At 65.9% G+C, this 17,576-nt stretch carries 13 protein-coding genes; 6 read left to right on the forward strand and 7 right to left on the reverse strand.

Annotation, left to right across the window (positions count from 1 at the left end):
* Positions 1–21 precede the first annotated feature (21 nt).
* The 7 genes from folE to ACVOLQ_RS16670 all read right to left on the reverse strand — a co-directional run bounded on the left by folE (position 22) and on the right by ACVOLQ_RS16670 (position 12,730).
* Positions 22–621, reverse strand: a complete 600-nt coding sequence (gene folE, locus ACVOLQ_RS16640; protein WP_293712024.1) for a GTP cyclohydrolase I FolE — start codon at positions 619–621, stop codon at positions 22–24.
* A 154-nt stretch (positions 622–775) separates the two neighbouring features.
* Entirely contained in the window at positions 776–1,318 is a 543-nt protein-coding gene (locus tag ACVOLQ_RS16645) for a DUF3828 domain-containing protein (RefSeq protein ID WP_481528699.1), read from the reverse strand.
* 260 nt (positions 1,319–1,578) lie between these two features.
* Entirely contained in the window at positions 1,579–3,579 is a 2,001-nt protein-coding gene (recD, locus tag ACVOLQ_RS16650; RefSeq protein ID WP_481528700.1) for an exodeoxyribonuclease V subunit alpha, read from the reverse strand.
* Positions 3,576–7,199: an exodeoxyribonuclease V subunit beta gene (gene recB, locus ACVOLQ_RS16655; protein WP_481528701.1), complete on the reverse strand. Its 3,624-nt coding sequence runs from the start codon at positions 7,197–7,199 to the stop codon at positions 3,576–3,578. The genes recD and recB overlap by 4 nt, the downstream gene beginning before the upstream one ends.
* Entirely contained in the window at positions 7,196–10,558 is a 3,363-nt protein-coding gene (recC, locus tag ACVOLQ_RS16660; RefSeq protein ID WP_481528702.1) for an exodeoxyribonuclease V subunit gamma, read from the reverse strand. Before recC ends, recB begins: the two co-directional genes overlap by 4 nt.
* 580 nt (positions 10,559–11,138) lie before the next feature.
* Positions 11,139–11,642: a hypothetical protein gene (locus tag ACVOLQ_RS16665; protein WP_313494102.1), complete on the reverse strand. Its 504-nt coding sequence runs from the start codon at positions 11,640–11,642 to the stop codon at positions 11,139–11,141.
* A complete protein-coding gene (locus ACVOLQ_RS16670; protein ID WP_313494103.1) occupies positions 11,624–12,730 on the reverse strand; it encodes a PAAR domain-containing protein in 1,107 nt (368 codons plus the stop codon). The genes ACVOLQ_RS16665 and ACVOLQ_RS16670 overlap by 19 nt, the downstream gene beginning before the upstream one ends.
* 355 nt (positions 12,731–13,085) lie before the next feature.
* On the opposite strand from ACVOLQ_RS16670, the gene ACVOLQ_RS16675 reads away from it, so the two are divergent.
* The 6 genes from ACVOLQ_RS16675 (at position 13,086) to ACVOLQ_RS16700 (ending at position 17,417) form a co-directional block, all read left to right on the forward strand.
* Complete coding sequence (locus tag ACVOLQ_RS16675) at positions 13,086–13,883, forward strand: ABC transporter ATP-binding protein (protein ID WP_481528703.1); 798 nt, start codon at positions 13,086–13,088, stop codon at positions 13,881–13,883.
* 187 nt (positions 13,884–14,070) lie between these two features.
* A complete protein-coding gene (locus ACVOLQ_RS16680; RefSeq protein WP_481528704.1) occupies positions 14,071–14,820 on the forward strand; it encodes an MlaE family lipid ABC transporter permease subunit in 750 nt (249 codons plus the stop codon).
* A gap of 109 nt (positions 14,821–14,929) precedes the next feature.
* The gene (gene mlaD / locus ACVOLQ_RS16685) at positions 14,930–15,454 is read left to right on the forward strand and encodes an outer membrane lipid asymmetry maintenance protein MlaD (RefSeq protein WP_313173713.1); all 525 of its coding nucleotides are present in this window, start codon (positions 14,930–14,932) and stop codon (positions 15,452–15,454) included.
* Complete coding sequence (locus ACVOLQ_RS16690) at positions 15,451–16,119, forward strand: MlaC/ttg2D family ABC transporter substrate-binding protein (RefSeq protein WP_313494106.1); 669 nt, start codon at positions 15,451–15,453, stop codon at positions 16,117–16,119. The genes mlaD and ACVOLQ_RS16690 overlap by 4 nt, the downstream gene beginning before the upstream one ends.
* A complete protein-coding gene (locus ACVOLQ_RS16695) occupies positions 16,109–16,417 on the forward strand; it encodes an STAS domain-containing protein (RefSeq protein WP_481528705.1) in 309 nt (102 codons plus the stop codon). Before ACVOLQ_RS16690 ends, ACVOLQ_RS16695 begins: the two co-directional genes overlap by 11 nt.
* Position 16,418: 1 nt before the next feature.
* The gene (locus tag ACVOLQ_RS16700; protein ID WP_481528706.1) at positions 16,419–17,417 is read left to right on the forward strand and encodes an MlaA family lipoprotein; all 999 of its coding nucleotides are present in this window, start codon (positions 16,419–16,421) and stop codon (positions 17,415–17,417) included.
* The last annotated feature ends 159 nt before the right edge of the window (positions 17,418–17,576 follow it).

Consider the following 17,576-nt stretch of genomic DNA (forward strand, 5'->3'; position numbering starts at 1 on the left):
GAGCGCGTGCGTTCCCTGGGCTCAGCGTCGGGCGTGGCCGACTTCGATGAAACGCAGGAACTCGGCGCGGGTACGCGCGTCGTCGTGGAAGGTGCCGCGCATGCGCGAGGTGACCATGCTGACGCCACGCTTGTGGATGCCACGGGTGGTCATGCACTCGTGCGCGCCTTCCACCACGATGCCAACGCCCATGGGCTGCAGCACGTCCTGGATAACGTCGGCGATCTGCGCGGTCATCTTTTCCTGCACCTGGAAGCGGCGTGCATAGGCCTCGACCACACGCGCCAGCTTGGAGATGCCGACCACGCGGCCGTTGGGCACGTAGCCGACATGCACGCGCCCGATGATCGGCGCCATGTGGTGCTCGCAGTGGCTTTCGTACTCGATGTCACGCAGCACGATCATCTCGTCGTAGCCGGCCACTTCCTCGAAGGTGCGGGCCAGGTACTCGCGCGGGTCGTCGTTATAGCCCTTGAACCAGTCGCCATAGGCCTCGGCTACCCGGCGCGGGGTATCGAGCAGGCCTTCGCGGGTGGGATCTTCACCGGCCCAGCGCAACAGGGTGCGCACGGCCTCTTCGGCCTGGGCTTGGGTGACGGACGGGTTCTTGGAATCGGCCATTACAGAACTGCGCTTGGATTACGGGGTGGACATGCTACCAGCCGGGGGTGTGGAGGAGCATTTACAGGGCCTGGCGCGGCCCTGTCGGGCTGCCTGACCCAGGCCTATTCCATTGTTTTATATCGATTTTTACAAAACCCTAAAGCGCGGCGCACTAGTGTTGCTGTGCTGCAGCCTGCTTGGCCGTCACGGTATCGCGCTCCAGCGCCTGCAACAGGCTGGGCGCACGCGGGCTGGCGATATCGGCGACGCGCCAGCTGCTGCCCTGGCGTTGCAGGGTCAACTGCAGCTGCAAGGGCTGCTGGGCATCGTCGAGCTGGGTGCTGGCGCGGAGCTGGCCGCCTGCCAATGGCTGGATGTCGAAGCTGAGCTGACGCAGGTCCTGGGCGGTGTCCTGGCAGTCGCAGAGCGGATCGCCGTCCAGATAGCCGACTTCGCCGGCGTACGCGTCGCTATTGGCCTGCATCGCAGCGATCAGGGCCGGTGTGTAGACCTCTTCGTCGGGCAGGATGGCGTCCAGCCCGGCATCCGGGTGGTAGCCGGCGTAGATGTGGCTGAGGAAGGCGCGGGCGGAGCTGACGTCATCGGCGCTGGTACTGGTCGCCGCCGGGTTGGGTTCGGGCGTGGCGCTGGCAGGGGCGTCCTTGTTGCAGGCGGTCAGGGCCAGCAGCAGCGTTGCGGTGATCAGGGCTTTCATGGGCGTCCTTGCGGTGTTCTGTGATCGGGTCTTTTTAGGCGGGACTGTTGGGGAAAGCAAAGGCTGCAGAGCCAACCCCTCCCCAGCCCTCCCCTTCGCCTACGGCGAAAGGGAGGGAGACAAGCGCTGCGCCCCCTCCCTTTGGCGCAACACCGTAGCCCGGGTAAGAAGCGCAGCGCACCCGGGGCTGTTGGCTGGCCGCCTGACAGACGCCGAGAGCCCCGCCTCCCGGGTGCGCTGCGCTTACCCGGGCTACGCGACTACGGCGCCAGCCGCTGCGCCAAGCCTGACCAGCGGCTGGCATGGCGGGCCAGGGCGGCCTCGATGACATCGGCGCTGCCGGCCAGGTGCAGGCCGTTACGGGCGCGGGTGATGCCGGTGTACAGCAGCTCGCGGCTGAGCACGCGGTTGTCGCGGCGTGGCATCTGCAACCAGACCTGGTCGAACTCCGAACCCTGCGCCTTGTGCACGGTCATCGCAAACGCGCTTTCGTGCAGCGGCAGCGCCGCCGGGTGGAAGGCGCGCGGGTTGGCCGGGTCGTCGCCGGGGAACCACGCGCTGATGCCGCTGCCATCGCGCAGGCAGATGCCGACATCGCCGTTGAACAGACGGTGCCGATAGCTGTTCTCGCCAATGATCAGCAGGCGGCCGTGGAACCAGCCCGGGCCCAGCGTGCGGCCACGATTGCCCCCCAGCAATTCCTCGATGCGGGCGTTGAGACCGCGCGCGCCTTGCGGGCCTTCGCGTACGGCGGTGAGCAGGCGCATACGCCCGGCCAGCGCCAGCGCGTCGGCCGGCGTGGCGGCATCGGCCAGGGCCTGCCAGTACTGCTGCAGCGGCTCGCGCCAGGCCTGCAGGGGGTCGATATCGCCTTCGTGGAAGTGCACGCCGGTGAGTTGCGCGTCGCGCAGCAGTTGCAAGGTCTGCACCGCGTCGCCGTCGCGCATGGCGCTGGCCAGCGGTGCCAGCTGCAGGGCCTCGCTCTGCCGGTAGCCGCGCTGCAGCTGCACGCGGGCGCCGGCGAAGTCCTTGGGGTTGGTTTCCACGGCGTCGGCGGGCAATTCGCCCAGCAGCGGGCGCAGTGCGTCCGCATCGGTAGCCGTCGTGCGCCGGCCATCGCCGGCGGCGCGCAGGATGGCGCTGAGTACGTCGCCGGCTTCCACCGAAGGCAGCTGGTCGGGATCGCCGAGCAGCACCAGACGGGTGCCGGGGGCGATGGCTTCGACCAGCTTGGTCATCAGCGGCAGGTCGATCATCGAGGCTTCGTCGACCACGATGACGTCATAAGGCAGCGGGTTGTCGGCGTGGTGGCGGAAACGCGGCGAATCCGGAATCACGCCGAGCAGGCGGTGCAAGGTGGTGCCGGTGCTGGGCAGCTGTTCGCACAGGGTACTGTCGATGCCGGTGGCGGTCAGTTTCTGCAGGGCGTGGCGCAGGCTTTCGGCCATGCGCTCGGCGGCGCGGCCGGTTGGCGCGGCCAGGGCGATGCGCGGCGCGGGCTGGTTTGCGGCCTGCGCCTGCGCGGCCAGCAGCACCAACAGGCGGGTGATGGTGGTGGTCTTGCCGGTGCCGGGGCCGCCGGTGATCAGCAGCAGATTGTGGCGCAGGGCGGTGGCTGCGGCTCTTGCCTGGTGGTCCAAAAGCTTCCCCTCATCCGCCCTGCGGGCATCCCCGCCTTCGCGGGGACAGGCCCTTTGATCTCCCGCAGGCGGGAGAAGGGAGAGGTCCAGCTGCGCTTGCATCTGCAGGTCTTCCGGCGCTGCCTGCTTCTGGCCCCCTCTCCCGCCGGGAGAGGGCTGGGGTGAGGGTGCCGCCTGCCCCGGGAACAACCGAGCAAACACCGCTGCCAAGCCAGCCACATCACCACCCGCAACCGGTGCCTGCCCGATCTTCTGTAAACCGCTCGCCAAGCGGCGCTCGTATTCGCGATACCGACGCAGATACAGCAGCCCGTGCTCCCACACCAGCGGCGCTTGCGGCGACTCCACGCGGTTATCCACAGCTGTGGATATCCACTTGGATGCCTCCAGCTGCGCAATCCATTCTTCGGCGGCCGGCCATTCCACGCCGGCATCCACCAATCGCTGCGGCTGGGTCGGATCAAAGCCCGCATGCCCCTGCGATACCGCCAGCGATGCCAAGGCCGAAGCAGCCAGCACCGCGTCCGGAGTCTCTGTATCCAGCCGCCGCAGGCTCTGCGCCAGGGCGTGGTCCAGCGCGCGCAGCGCGCCGGCTTTGTTCAATGCGGCCAGCAGGCTCATGCCTCGCCTCCCAGTCGTGCCAACAAGGCCGCATGGCCATCACGGCCACCGGCGAACAACTCATCCACCGCATGCACCAGTTCCGGCGCGAAGTTGTGTGCGTACAAACCCGGTGACGGCGTGCGGCCGGCATCCAGGCCACGGCAGAACAGGTAGCGGATGCCACCGAAATCCCGCGCATAGTCGTAACCGGCACCGATGCGGAAGCGCAGCCAGCGGTGCAGGGCCACGGTGTAGATCAGCGCCTGCAGGTCGTACTCGCTATGGCGCATGGCCGCGTCCAGCTGCGCCGGGGCGTAATCGGGCAGCCGGTTGGATTTGTAATCCAGCACATACCAGCGCCCATCGCGGACGTAGGTAAGGTCGATCTTGCCGGTCATCAGCCCTTCCAACTGACGGCGCAGACCGAAGCCATTGCGGCCGCGCACCACCCCGTGGGCATGCAGCACGCGCAGCAGGGCCGGTACCGTGGTCGGCTGCATGGCGAAGTGGAACTCGATTTCCGCGCGACGCTCGCCTTCGCCCAACGAATGCAGCGCATCGCCCTCGGGCAGGGTGACGGTGAGGGTCTGGCCGATCAGCTCGGTCAGCAGCGCTACGCCGTCTTCGATCTCTTCGTCGATATAGCCATCGGCGCGCATTGCCTTGGCGATGATCTCGCCCTGTCCTTCGGGTGCCTGTCCGCCGGGCTGCCAATCACGCCAGATGCCGAAGTCGACGTCCTCCAGCGCCGCATGCAGCACGTTGCCGAAACGACTGCCGGCAAAGCGCGGATCAAATACTTCCGGTTGTGCAGCTGCGGCTTCGGTAGCCGGCTCGGCATCCACATCGACCTGCGCCGGTTCGTCGGCGGCGCCGCCGCTGTCCTCCGTGGCGGCCGCGGCGGTGTCGTGGCCACCCTCGGCATGGGCGAGCTGGGTGAAGCTGTACACCCACCAATCGTGCGGCACGCTGCGGCGTACCTCGCGCACCGGCGGCAAGGCCTGCTCGCGCTCGGGCGGCAGGCGCGCGGGCAGCGCCGCGCTCTCGCCTTCGATCACCTGGATGTCGGCGTGCTCGGGCAAGCCCTGCAACATTGGCCCGAGACGCGAGCTGGCCAGGCCAGTCAAGGCACCTCCACTTATCCACAAGGCATGTTCGGCGCGGGTCAGGCCGACGTAGAGCAGGCGCGCGGTTTCGGCCTCCTCATCGTCACTGACCTGCTGGCCGACGGCCTTCCAGGCCGGGTCTTCCTTGTCGATCTTCCAGTGCAGTACGCGTTGCTCGCCGTCGTGCACGGTGCGGTGGTTGCTGCTGTCCGGGGCATTGGTGGCAATACCGACGAAGGGCAGGTAGACCAGCGGGTATTCCAGGCCCTTGCTCTTGTGCAGGGTGATGATCTGCACGCGGCGGGCATCCGATTCCAGCCGCAGCAGCTGCGCCTCGTCGCCTTCGTCGGCATGGGCGATCTGGGTCTGCAGCCAGTCCAGCAGGCCGTGCAGGCCGATGCTGCGATTGCTGGCTTCCTGCAGGCCTTCGGCCAGCTGCAGGTAGTTGGTCAGGCGGCGCTCGCCGTCGATCAACAGCAACAGCCGCTCGGCCTGTTCGGCACACAGGTCCGACAGCAGGGCGAGCACGCCGCCGCGCTGCCAGCGCTCCCGCCACTGCAACAGGCGCTCCTGATGCAGGCGCTGCTGTTCGCCCTCGTGTTCCATCGCGGCGATGGCGGCGGCGCTTTCGCCCAGCAGCACGGTGGCCAGCGCGGCGCGCAGCCGGCCTTCGTCGGCCGGTTGCAGCAGGGCCAGCAACAGCAGCCGCAGTTCATGCGCCTCGGTACTGGCAAACAGGCTCTGCTTGCCTGCGGCGACGGCCGGAATGCCGAGCGCGGCCAGGGCCTGCTGCACGCGCGAGGCCTCCTTGTGCGAGCGCACCAGCACGGCGATATCGCCCGGCTGCACCGGCATGCCATCGACCAGCGCACGGCCCTCGCGGGCGGCGCTGAGCACCCTGTGGATATCTGCCACGCAGGCGGCGGTGGCGGCATCGCGCGAGGCGTCGGCTTTCAGCGGTTTGCCATCGGCGTCGCCCGCAATCAGCTGCAGGGTGAGGGCCGGCGCGGCCTTGCCGTCGAACAGGTAGTCGGCGTCGCTGCGTTTGCTGCCCGACAATACCGGCTCGAACTGGATGCGCTCGTCGAGGAAGGCTTCGGGGCCGGCGTTGTCGTACAGCGCCTGGATCGCGCGCAGCACGCCCGGGCGTGAGCGGAAGTTGTGCTTGAGCTTAGGTGCTTCCTCGGCAAGCCCCTTGGCCTGCAGATAGGTGTGCACGTCGCCACCACGGAAGCCGTAGATGGCCTGCTTGGGGTCGCCGATCAGGAACAGCGCAGCGTCGCCATCATCGGCGGCGAACACGCGGCGAAAGATGTCCCACTGGCGCGGGTCGGTGTCCTGGAACTCGTCGACCAGGGCGAAGCGGTACTGCGCGCGCAGGCGTTCGGCCAGATGTGCGCCATGTGGCCCGTGCAAGGCATTGGCGACATTGTCGATCAGGTCGTCATAGGTCTGCTGGCGGCGCAGCTGCTTGAGCTGGGCCAGCCGCTGGCGGACCTCGCCGCGCAGCTGGTGCAGCAGCACGATGGACTGCTGGCGCTGCCACTGCGTCACCTGCAACAACGACTGCAGGTAATCGGCGATCAATGGCTGCAACGGCGATTGCGGGGTGCTACCGGCCTTGGCCTTGTTGGTCTTGGCGGTAAGCGCCTCCAGCGTGAGCCGCTCCAGCCGTTCGTCCAGCTCGGCGCCCGGGTCCGGATGCCGGCTCCACTGCAGCAGTTGCTGGAACAGCGGCTCGATCCAGTCGGACTTGTAACTGGACTTGTTGAGGATGCCGCCTTCCAGCGCGCCGCGAAGCTGCTGCAGATAGCTTTCGCCGTGCTCGGCGATGCTGGTGGCCAGACGCTGTGCCGCGCCGTCGCGGAAGTGGCGCGGGTCTTCGAGCAGGGTTTGCGGCGGCTGTGGATAAAGCGGCAGCTCGGCGGCCAGGGCGGGCAGATCGCGGGCCAATGCATCGGGACTTTTCCACAGCCCAAGCAGCGCCTCCAGGTGCTCGCCCTGCCCTGCGTGCAGGCGCCACAGGTCGGCTGCCAGTTCGTCATGCAGCGCACGGGTATTGGCCAGCAGCTCCGGCGCGGCGAAGGTGTGGCCGCTTTCCAGTGCGTATTCGCCCAGCACGCGGGTGCAGAAGCCGTGGATGGTGAAGATCGACGCCAGGTCGGTTTCTTCGGCGGCAATGCGCAGGCGCCGGCCCAGCTGCGCGGCGCTCTCGCTGCCCTGCTGCAGGTGGCGTTGCAGGATGGCGCGGGTGAGCGTGGTTTCCGGGCTGTCGTCCTCTGCGGGATGGCTGTCGACCACGCGCGCGGCCAGTTCCAGGCGCTCGCGGATGCGCTTGCGCAGTTCCTGGGTGGCGGCGTCGGTGAAGGTCACCGCCAGGATCTGGCCCATGCGCAGGCCCTGCTCCACCACCAGCCGGGTGAACAGCGTGGCCAGGGTGAAGGTCTTGCCGGTGCCGGCACTGGCCTCGATCAGGCGCAGGCCGTCCAGCGGCAGGTGCAGATAAGGGTCCTGCTGCAGCTCGCCGCTCATGCGGCACCTCCGCTGGCGGCAGCGGTTTCAGCATCGAAATCGGGCAATACGCGGCCCTCGCGCAGCGTGGTGAATATCAACAAGGCGTTGTGGATAAATCTGTGAGTAGTGATTGGCGATGCGAACGGATCGCTGCCGCGCAAGGCCAGTTGCAGGGCTTCGCCGTTGCGCTCGCCCCAGCTGTGTTCGCTGCCGAACCAACGCGACTGCGCGGCGTTTTCGCGCTTGTCCGGGTCGGCGTTATAGACCTCCCAGCCGGTGTAAGGGGCAAACAGCAGCGGTGCCTGCATGCCTTCGGAACGCAGGCGCAGCAAGGCTTTCAAGGCTGTTTTTGCCGCCTCGGGTGACAATTCCGGCAAGCGGTGCGGGCCATAGCCGGCCTGCCCGTTGTCATGGAACTGCAGCAGCGCGGTGGGCACCCCGGCGGCATTGCGCAACAGCCAATCCAGGCCACCGCGCAGCACATACGCCACCCCGGGTGCACCGGCCTGGAGACGGATCAGGCCCTGTGGATGAATTTGATCGACACGCCCGTGCAGGCGCACGCCATCCACCTCTACCTCGTAGCGTTGCGAGCCCAGCGGCTGGCCGTCGTACCACTGCGAAAACGCCTCCGCGCAGGGCCGGATGCGGCCGAGCATGCGCTCGAACTGCTGCCGCCCCAGCGCACCGGACGGCAGCAGCGCGCGCGCCCGCAGGCGCTGGTACAGACCGGCTTCCTGGCCCTGCAACAAGGCGCTGAGCACGTGTTGCTGCAGGGAGGAGTGCAGTCGGCCGCCGCCGGGCACCAGCAGCGGTTCGATGTCTTCGCTGTCGTCGATTTCGCCCGCCAGGCGCAGGCCCAGGCGTTGGCTGAGGAACTGCCCGGCGGGGTCACTGATGAAACGCCGCAGCGCATCCAGCGACAGATTGTCTTCATTGAGCGCGACCGGTAGCGGTGCGGCCAGCGGGCCATCGAACCACGGCGCCAGCCGTTGCCGGCTGCCCCCCACCGCGCTGGCGGCCGGGTGCCACTGGCGCCGGTAGCTGAAGCGGCGCGGCTCGCCATCGCCGCCAAACGCCGCCGGGGCGAACGGCTGCAGCGGGTGCCGCACCACCAGGTGCTTGCGTGCCTGGGTGGAATCCTGGTGGTAGGCGGCGGCCGCATTGACCAGCTCGCTGACCAGCACCGAGGGCTCGCGCACGCTGCCATCGCGGGCATCGGCACCCAGATAGCTCAGGTAGAACACCTCCTGGGCCGAGGCGAACAACTGCAGGAACAGGAAGCGATCGTCCTCGCGCAGCGAGCGGTCACCGTAACGGCGGCGTTCGGTGCCCAGCTCGGCGGTGAGTCGGCTGAGGCCGGCGGCCGGGTCGCGGCGCGGGAAGTCACCGTCGTTCAAGCCCAATACGCAGATCACCCGGAACGGCAGCAGGCGCATCGGCACCATGCGGCCGAAGCTGATGCCGCCGGTCAACAGCGGTGCGCGGGTATCGGCCTCGGACAGCACCGAGGCGAAATGTGCACGTACTACCTCCGCCGGTACCGGCGCGTCGAAACCGGCGCTGCTGGCTTCCTCGGCGAATTCGTTGACCAGCTTGCGCAGGCGATCCAGTGCGCGCACCGCGGACGGTTCGGTTGGTGTCTCCGGCAGCAACGCCAGCAGCAGGCCGAGCAGGCGCTCGCGCCATTGGTTGGGGCTCAGCGCTTCGGCCAGGGTCTTCTGGTGGCGTGCGAGAACACGCAGCAGGCGGATCAGCGCATCGAGTGCGGCCAGGCCGCCACCTTCCAGCTCCGGCCACGGTGCGACACCGCCGATGTCCTCGTCGCTGCCGCTGGCGTGGCCGAGCAGCAGCCGGTCCAGCGCGAACTGCCAGGTGTAGGCGTCATCGGCCGGCGCCAGGTGCTGCTTGCGGTGGCCGGCATCCAGGCCCCAGCGCGCGCCCGCCGCCTGCAACCAGGCGTGCAGGCGTTCGAAGGCGGCCGCGTCCAGTCCGGAAGCCGATGCCAGCGGCGCGCTGGCCAGCAGATCGAGGATTTCATTGAGGCCGAAGCGCGATACCGGCAGTCCCAGCAACTGCACGAATACCTCGGCCAGCGGCTCGCCCTGCAGCGGGCTGGCATCGGCCAGCGCCCAGGGAATATGTGCGTCGTTGCCGCCACGGCCGCCGAACACCGATTCCAGGTAGGGCACGTAGGGATCGATATCCGGCGCCAGCACTGCGATTTCGCGCGGCTGCAGCGGCGGGTCGAAGCGCGGGTCTTCCAGCAGCGCGCGCAGCTGGTCATGCAGCACCTGCATCTCGCGCAGGCGGGTGTGGCAGGCGTGGATCTGGATGCTGGGGTCGTCCAGGCGCAGCGCTTCCCGCAGGGGGGGCGAGGGCAGCGCGCGGCGATGGAACAGGTCCGCCTGCAGCCGGTGCAGCAGGCTGTCGCCGAGACCTCCCTCGTCCAGGCCCGGCACCGGCACGCTTTCCGGGTCCACATAGGCGGCGATTTCACCGCTGGGGTGGACCACTTCGTAGTCGCCCAGCACCGCCATGAAGTCGCGGCCGGCCTCGCCCCAGGCCTGCAGCAAGGGGTTTTCGCCGGCCTCGATGCCGAACGGCTCGGCCAGGCCGCTGCGCAGCTTTTCCTTCAGCGTCTGCAGATCGCCCCAGTACGAGCGGGTCGGCGTCGGCATATAGAAATGCAGCGTGCCGACCCGCGCCTGGGTGGCGATCACCCGCAGCACGTCCGGCGAGACATTGAGCGTGGCAAAGGCGAACAGCCGCTGCGGCAGGCCCTGCGGCAAGGGCTGGTGCGCGCCTTCGAAGCGGGCCAGGTAGTCGTTGATGCGGCGCGCGCGGTAGTTCTGGCCACCGGCGATGTAACGCCACAGGATGGCCTGCGGGTCGTCCGGCTCGGCCCCGTCCTCCCAGCGCAGCAGCCAGTCGCGGCGCCAGGCCTGGTATTTCTCGAATACCCCGCCCAGCTCGGCCGCCAGCGCCCAGGGACGCAACGGGTCATCGCGATCCAGGTAAGCGCGCAGCCCAGCCATCGCCGGTTTCTGCATCAGCGCACTGTCGGTCAGCGCCCCGTACAAGCGCCAGTGCAGGCCGCTGGCGCCCAGATCATCGCGCTCGCCGGGCACATTGGCCTTCAGCGCCTTGGCGACAAACTCGCCAGGGGTCAGGAACTCCAGGTTGGCCGACACGCCATATTCGGCGGCCAGCGTCGATTGCAGCCAGCGCCGCATCGCCACCTGCGGGATCAGCACGATATCGGCGGCCAGCACGGGCTGGCCGGGCGCCGGCTCACGCAGCGCGTGGGCCAATAACTGGGCCAACACGTCCAGGGCATTGGAGTGGTACAGGCGGAAATCAGGGGCATTGCTCATCGCGCCATCTTGCCGCAGTGGGATGGTTTCGACGAGTAATCCGTCAGGTGGCTGGAGATTCCACGGCTGATGGCGGTGTGTGCCGGACCAGGGAAAGTTCGATCAATAGTCCCACCTGCCTGGAGTTGGTGCTGTTACTTTCACCTCCGGCAGCTTGTTCACTCTCAACGCGATCTATGCTTCTGAACTTGCACGCCAGGCAACCAGAGGAAACAAAGCCGAGAACGTCAAGAGATAGCGCGCGTTGATGCTCCACCTTCTTGATGCAAACGGATCGTTCAGGCGATACGCATAGCCTGCCCAGCCGTTGGCTCCCTGGCCTGCTCACGCAGCGCAGCTGCAGCGAGCGAGCCTCATACGACGCTACCTTCCCCAGATGATCGTCAAGAATCCGGGCTATCGGGCTGCGTTCTTCAAGGTGGTTCCGTGTCAACTGCAGCGCTGTCGATCCGCTATTGAACATTTCCATTTCGAATTCGAGGATTGTCCCTGCTTCTTTACTACCAGCCTTCGAACCTCAATGGCCATGCCCAATGCATGCCCGCGCATCAAGACGTTGAAACCCAGCTGTGCGCTTGGATCAATGTCCGGACATTTCCCCCCTTGCGTCCAAGATCCGCAACTTGGCCTCGAAGGATGGTGCCCCTACCGTTGCCATTCTTGGATTGATGGTGAAAGAAAATACTGCGGTTACATCTACAGGTCGCAATGCAAACGTGTTGATGTGGTGGTCCGGGACAGACCACGGAATCCGCACGGACCCTCCCGGCTCAAGCACCTGCATCTGGTCGACCAGATGAACGATGGGCGGCCCCATTCGCAGCTTCTTCTCCTTTCCCGAATGGTTGTCCACAAGAACCACCTTTGGCCCCCGCTTCCGGTAGTACTCAATTGGCAGCGCCACAGCATCGCTTCCGGCATTGAACAATTCCAACTCCAGGTTGACCGTATTGCCAGTGAAGTGGCAGGTCGAGCTGTTGTTGCATCGAGCTCTCAGTTCAATCATGGAGCCAACCTCCCTTCCATGTGCGGATGCAGGGACCATGGAGAAAGCCAATACAGGCATCAGCAGAGAACGGTACATGCGATTTCCCTGCCAATTTCACGACTCAAGAGATCCTGGACTTCCAGTCCTATGTTCCAGGCATGACGTGGCTTAACCAGCGGATTGTATTGATCAAACATCATGCTGGATTCGGGATCATCGTCCTCTCTCATCGTTACGGTAACCAGAGCATCTGGGCTCAACACCCCATCGGGCATGAAGTACCTGATGGTGATTGGCATCTCGCGGTCATCCATATACTCGTCAGGCAAGCCCAAGCAATGCATGAGCTCATGCACATGTATCCATTGATCTGTGTCTACCGTTACATGAATCGTCCTGCCTATCACTTCCTCGCGAGGGTAGTTTTTGTGCAAGAACAGGTGGTAATCCTCGCCAGAGTTGACAAAGTTGACTTCATAGCGGATTGGGAATGATCGCGTTCCGCAGAAGCCATCGCAAACACTCAACACAAACTTGCTGTTGATTCGCGCGCTGACACCACTTTGCAATCGCTCTTTGGCAATTTCGACATCGCTGTCAGATACGCCCTCTTGCCTGAAAATTTTTATCTTCGAGGTGACCACTATGTCACCGCCAGACTTCAACGGGACATCGATGCGAAAACTGGAAATGAGGTCGATATCGAGTAGCTCGCCATCGGCAGCATAAGCCTCGAAGTAGCGCTCGTTCGGACTCACCAGAACCTGGCAGCTATGATCGTTGAGCCAACATTGCGCTGGTTCTGCTTCGTCCTCTGCTACAGGCTTGCGGGCCAACAAGGGCGCCAACGGCTGCGATGATGAGACCGCTTGACTGAGCCGCCCCGCTTTGACCGCCGCAGCAGCAACCGGCGCACCACCCGCACTCACATGCGCCAGCTGTTGCTTGCCCGCCAACAACGCACAGCCGCAGCTGGCCTTGTCGCCGTGGCGCGCGACCGGCTGGCCATCGATGACAAGCGTTGCGTCGCCGGTGAGGATGGAACCCGGGCCGTGGCGGGCGCAGATGACGCGGTCACCGATGCGGGCGACCGGGTGGCCGTCGATATCGGTCTGCGGCGAGCCGGTCAGTACCGAGCCGCCGGCTTGCAGGGCATCGCCCACTACGATCAGCGTCCTTGCCATCGTGCTCGGCCCCTCCGTGCCCGGTGCGGTGATTGCAGTCGAACTCGACCTTAGTGGCCTGGCTCTTGATCAAGAATCGGATGTGTCTGGAAATCGGCTCATACCACCGCCCGGCTGCTCGTCGTACTTACGGAGCTTGGCCGCGGGCATTGTCCCGGGGACCGGACCCATCACGCCTTGTGCACAGTTTCCGAACCCCGATTCGACCACTGGGGAGACAGTGTGTTGCCGCCAATACCGACCTTGAGTGCATGCCGGACGGCGCACGGGGTGCGACAATACTGCACGGTCCAGTACGCTTATGTTCAGGCATTGCTGGCAATCCTAGAACGTTGGTTTTCCGTTAAAGGCCACCATGCCCTCAGCTCGGACTCCCTTGGTGCAGTTGTCCAACGTGCGAATCGATCGCGGCGGACGCACCATTCTGCGCGACGTGTCGTTGCAGGTACCGCGCGGCAGCATCACCGCCGTGCTCGGCCCCTCGGGCAGCGGCAAGTCGACGATGTTGGCGGCGCTGACCGGTGAGTTGCGGCCGGTGTCAGGGTCTGTGCAACTGTTCGGTCAGGATATTCCGCACGGCAACCGCGACCTGCTGGAGATGCGCAAGAACGTCGGCGTGCTGCTACAGGGCAATGGCCTGCTGACCGACCTGAGCGTGGCCGACAACGTGGGCTTGCCGCTGCGTGCGCATACCAAGCTGCCCGAGCCGGTGCTGCGCCGCCTGGTGCAGATGAAGCTGCATGCGGTTGGCCTGCTGGCCGCTGCCGATGCCTGGCCGCGCGAGTTGTCTGGCGGCATGGCGCGGCGCGTGGCGCTGGCCCGGGCCTTGGCCTTGGACCCGCCGCTGATGATCTACGACGAGCCGCTGACCGGGCTGGACCCGATCGCCTCGGGCGTGATCATGAGCCTGATCCAGCGTTTGAACGACAGCCTGGGGCTGACCAGCATCATCGTCAGCCACCATGTGCATGAAACCCTGCCAATCTGCGATCAGGCAGTGGTGATCGCCAATGGCGGCATCGTGTTCTCAGGCACACCGGATGAACTGCAGGCCAGCACCGACCCACTGGTGCGGCAGTTCCTGCACGGGCAGCCGGACGGCCCTATCCCCTTCGATGCGCCGACACGCAACTATGGGCTGGAGAACGCGTGATGACGACGCTGCGCGAAATGCGTGATTCCTGCCCCCTCTCCCGCATGGCGGGAGAGGGCTGGGGTGAGGGCGCTTTTAAAGCACGTAGAGCAAAAGCTCCCCTCATCCGCCCTTCGGGCACCTTCTCCCGCACGCGGGAGAAGGATGTGTCGTCCAGCGTGATCAGCGCTTCTGGAGCAGCTTCCTGATGCCCTTCACCTCCTCCATCCGCTCGCTGGGCTGTGCCGGGCTGTTCTCGCTGACGGTGCTGCGCGGCTCGCTGCCGACGCGTGACTTCCTGGCCGAACTGACCCGCGAGATCTACAAGATCGGCGCACGTTCGCTACCGATCATTGCTGTTGGCGGCGCGTTCGTCGGCCTAGTACTGACCCTGCAGGGCTACCGCACGCTCACCACCTTCGGTGCCTCCGATGCCTTGTCCACCCTGCTTGGCCTGTCGTTGTACCGTGAACTGGCGCCGGTGCTGACCGCGCTACTGTTCATCGGCCGCGCCGGCAGCTCGATCGCCGCCGAGCTCGGCCTGATGCGCGCCACCGACCAGATCAAGGCGCTGGAGCTGATGGCCATCGACCCGATCGCCAAGGCCGTGGCGCCGCGCTTCTGGGCGGCGGTGCTGACGGTGCCGCTGCTGACCGGCATCTTCTGCTCGTTGGCCATTGCCGGCGGCTACTTCGAAGCGGTGCATATCCTGGGTCAGGACAACGGCACGTTCTGGTCAGGGCTGCGTGGCAGCGTCGACTTCTGGGACGACTTCGCCGTCGCCCTGCTCAAGTCGGCGATCTTCGGCGGCACCGCGGCGCTGGTGGCGGCCTATGTCGGCTTTCATGCCGAGCCGACCATCGAGGGCACCTCGGTGGCCACCACCCGTGCGGTGGTGAACGCCTCGTTGCTGGTGCTGATGTTCAACTTCGTGCTGTCGGCGCTGCTGTTCCAGTGATGCGAGTCCTTCGCAGAAACCCGCACATCGCTGTGCAGGGATCAAACAAACAACCGAACAACCCGCTTCGCCCTGCGAAGCACCAGATGGATCAGGAGTGAGACACAACATGGCCATCCGTGGACCCAGACTCGAATTTTCCGTCGGCGCCTTCCTGCTGCTGGCCCTGGCCTCGCTGCTGGTGCTGGCCGTCGCCTCCACCAACCAGCGTTTCGGCATGGGCGGCGGTGACTATGAATTGAAGGCACGTTTCAGCCAGATCGGGCAGCTGCGCAAGCAGGCGCCAGTGAAGGTTGGTGGTGTGACCATCGGCCAAGTAGCTGATATTCAGCTGGACCCGATTAAATACGATTCCATCGTGACCCTGTCGCTGGACAGCAAGTTCAAGGACCTGCCGGCCGACACCTCCGCCGGCATATTCACCAGCGGCCTGCTCGGCGAAAGCTATATCGGCCTGCAGCCCGGCGGCGATCCGGATGTATTGAAGTCCGGTGATGAGATTGTCTTCACCCAGCCGGCGGTCGACCTGCTGCAGTTGGTTGGCAAATACATGTTCAGCGGCGGCGGCAACACCGGCGCAGCTGCAAACGAAACCCCCGGCGCAGACGCGCCCGCAACGGAACCGCAACCATGAAAGTGAAACTGCTTACCGTCGTGCTCGCCTCTGCCCTGCTGGCCGCCGCACCGTCGGTCACGCTGGCGCAGGCACGCCCGGCCGCCACCGCCGCGCAGCCCTCGGCCGCCGCGCGCACCGTGCTGGATTCCAGCACCCGCATCATCAACGCCCTGCAGACCCGCCGCGCCGAGTTCCGCGCCAATCCGGCGACCCTGCGCAGCTTCATCGATGGTGAACTGAGCCGTGGCTTCGACCGCGACTACGCCGCCCGCCTGGTGCTGGGTGTGCATGGCCGTGGCGCCGCTGATGCCGACGTCAAGCTGTTCGCCGATGCGATGGCCGACAACCTGATGTCGCGCTACGGCTCGGCCCTGCTCGATATCCAGGGCCGGCCCAGCTTCCGCTACAAGAGCGAGCAGCCGCTGCCGGGCAACCGCGGCGTCAAGGTCTCCACCGAGCTGGTGCGCGCAGGCAGCGAGCCGACCCCGGTCGAATACCTTATGCGCAATGTTGACGGCCAGTGGAAGATCTTCGACGTGATGATCGAAGGCATCTCCTACGTGCAGACCTTCAAGAACCAGTTCGACGCCCCGCTGCGGCAGAAGTCGATCAAGCAGGTCGCCACCGAGCTGCGCAGCGGCAGCATGCAGGCCAATGCCGGCCCGGCTCCCCGTGGCAAGTAAAGCCAGCTTCCGCACCGAAGGCGACACCCTGCTGCTGGCAGGCGTGATCGACCGCGCGGCGGTGGTTGCACTATGGCCGCAGCTGACGCGCGCGCTGGCGCCCGTGCGTCGGCTCGACCTGGCTGCGGTTGAAGGCATCGACAGCGCCGGACTGGCGCTGCTGGGTGAGCTGGCTGCACGTTTGCGGGCGCAGGCTGGCGGCGACGTCAGCGGCAGCCCGGCTGGACTGGCTGAACTGTGTGCCGCCTACCGGCTGTCACCGTCCCTCGATTTCAACGCCTCTTCGGCAGGAAGCTGACATGAAACTTTTCCGTACCGTCCTTCTTCTGCTTACCCTGGCGCTGCTTGCTGCCTGCGCCGGCAAACCCGCACGCGATGCGGTGCCAGCGTCCACGCTGGTTGCGCCGCAAGCCACGGAGCAGGTCGTCGGCAATACCGATGTTGTTCCCGCTGAAGCGGCGCAGGACGCCGCAACCGCGACGCCAGCCGACGCCACTCAGAACGGCGTGACTGCCAGCGACGACACCGCACCGACCGGCGCCGAAGATGACTTCGCCGCACTCTACGGCGGCCCTGCGCCAGGCAGCGAGAACGCAGACGGCTCCAGCACCACCGCCATGACCTACGACCCGTGGGAGAAGTACAACCGCGGCGTGCATCGCTTCAACAATGCAGTCGACCGCGGCGTCGCGCGTCCGCTGGCCACGGCGTATGTGAATGTCGTGCCGCAGTTCGCGCGTACCGGCGTCAGCAACTTCTTCAGCAACCTGCGTTCGCCGTTGACGATGGTCAACCAGCTGCTGCAGGGCCATGCCGATGATGCCTGGGATACGCTGGGCCGTTTCCTGATGAACTCCACCTTCGGTATTGGCGGCCTGTTCGACCCCGCCAGCAAGGCGATGGTACCCAAGCGCAGCGAAGACTTCGGCCAGACCCTGGGGACCTGGGGCTGGCGCCGTTCGCGTTACGTGGAACTGCCGTTCTTCGGCCCACGTACCGTGCGTGATGTGTTCGGTCTGGCCGGTGACATTCCGTTGTCACCGATGCGCCAGATCGAGATGGACAAGGTCCGCATCGGCCTGCAGGGCCTGCAGTTGGTGGACATGCGCGCCCAGCTGATGGCGGTGGATTCCCTGCGCGATACCGCGGTGGACGAGTACGCACTGACCCGCGATGCATGGCTGCAGCGCCGCAACTACCAGATCGAGAAGGATCTGCGTCATGGTGGCAAACGTGACGACGACGACCAGACCACGATTCCGGTGGACGCGATGCCGATGCCGAACTGGGGCGATTGATCCCGTTTGTCGCTGGATGAACAAAAAGCCCGGGGAAACCCGGGCTTTTTGTTGTCCGCCTTTTCTTTCGTAGGAGCGGGGGGAACCCCCCCAGGGAGGTTTGAGGGGCGCGGCAAATAGGGGCGGGGGAGCGCAGAAAAGATGCGGGGGCCGCCGCCC

This window comes from Stenotrophomonas sp. STEN031 (genome assembly GCF_056759975.1).

Bases quoted from the DNA above. Each gene is read 5' to 3' on its own strand.
- folE (WP_293712024.1), bottom strand. From the start codon at position 621: ATGGCCGATTCCAAGAACCCGTCCGTCACCCAAGCCCAGGCCGAAGAG.
- ACVOLQ_RS16645 (WP_481528699.1), bottom strand. From the start codon at position 1,318: ATGAAAGCCCTGATCACCGCAACGCTGCTGCTGGCCCTGACCGCCTGC.
- recD (WP_481528700.1), bottom strand. From the start codon at position 3,579: ATGAGCCTGCTGGCCGCATTGAACAAAGCCGGCGCGCTGCGCGCGCTG.
- recB (WP_481528701.1), bottom strand. From the start codon at position 7,199: ATGAGCGGCGAGCTGCAGCAGGACCCTTATCTGCACCTGCCGCTGGAC.
- recC (WP_481528702.1), bottom strand. From the start codon at position 10,558: ATGAGCAATGCCCCTGATTTCCGCCTGTACCACTCCAATGCCCTGGAC.
- ACVOLQ_RS16665 (WP_313494102.1), bottom strand. From the start codon at position 11,642: ATGTACCGTTCTCTGCTGATGCCTGTATTGGCTTTCTCCATGGTCCCT.
- ACVOLQ_RS16670 (WP_313494103.1), bottom strand. From the start codon at position 12,730: ATGGCAAGGACGCTGATCGTAGTGGGCGATGCCCTGCAAGCCGGCGGC.
- ACVOLQ_RS16675 (WP_481528703.1), top strand. From the start codon at position 13,086: ATGCCCTCAGCTCGGACTCCCTTGGTGCAGTTGTCCAACGTGCGAATC.
- ACVOLQ_RS16680 (WP_481528704.1), top strand. From the start codon at position 14,071: ATGCCCTTCACCTCCTCCATCCGCTCGCTGGGCTGTGCCGGGCTGTTC.
- mlaD (WP_313173713.1), top strand. From the start codon at position 14,930: ATGGCCATCCGTGGACCCAGACTCGAATTTTCCGTCGGCGCCTTCCTG.
- ACVOLQ_RS16690 (WP_313494106.1), top strand. From the start codon at position 15,451: ATGAAAGTGAAACTGCTTACCGTCGTGCTCGCCTCTGCCCTGCTGGCC.
- ACVOLQ_RS16700 (WP_481528706.1), top strand. From the start codon at position 16,419: ATGAAACTTTTCCGTACCGTCCTTCTTCTGCTTACCCTGGCGCTGCTT.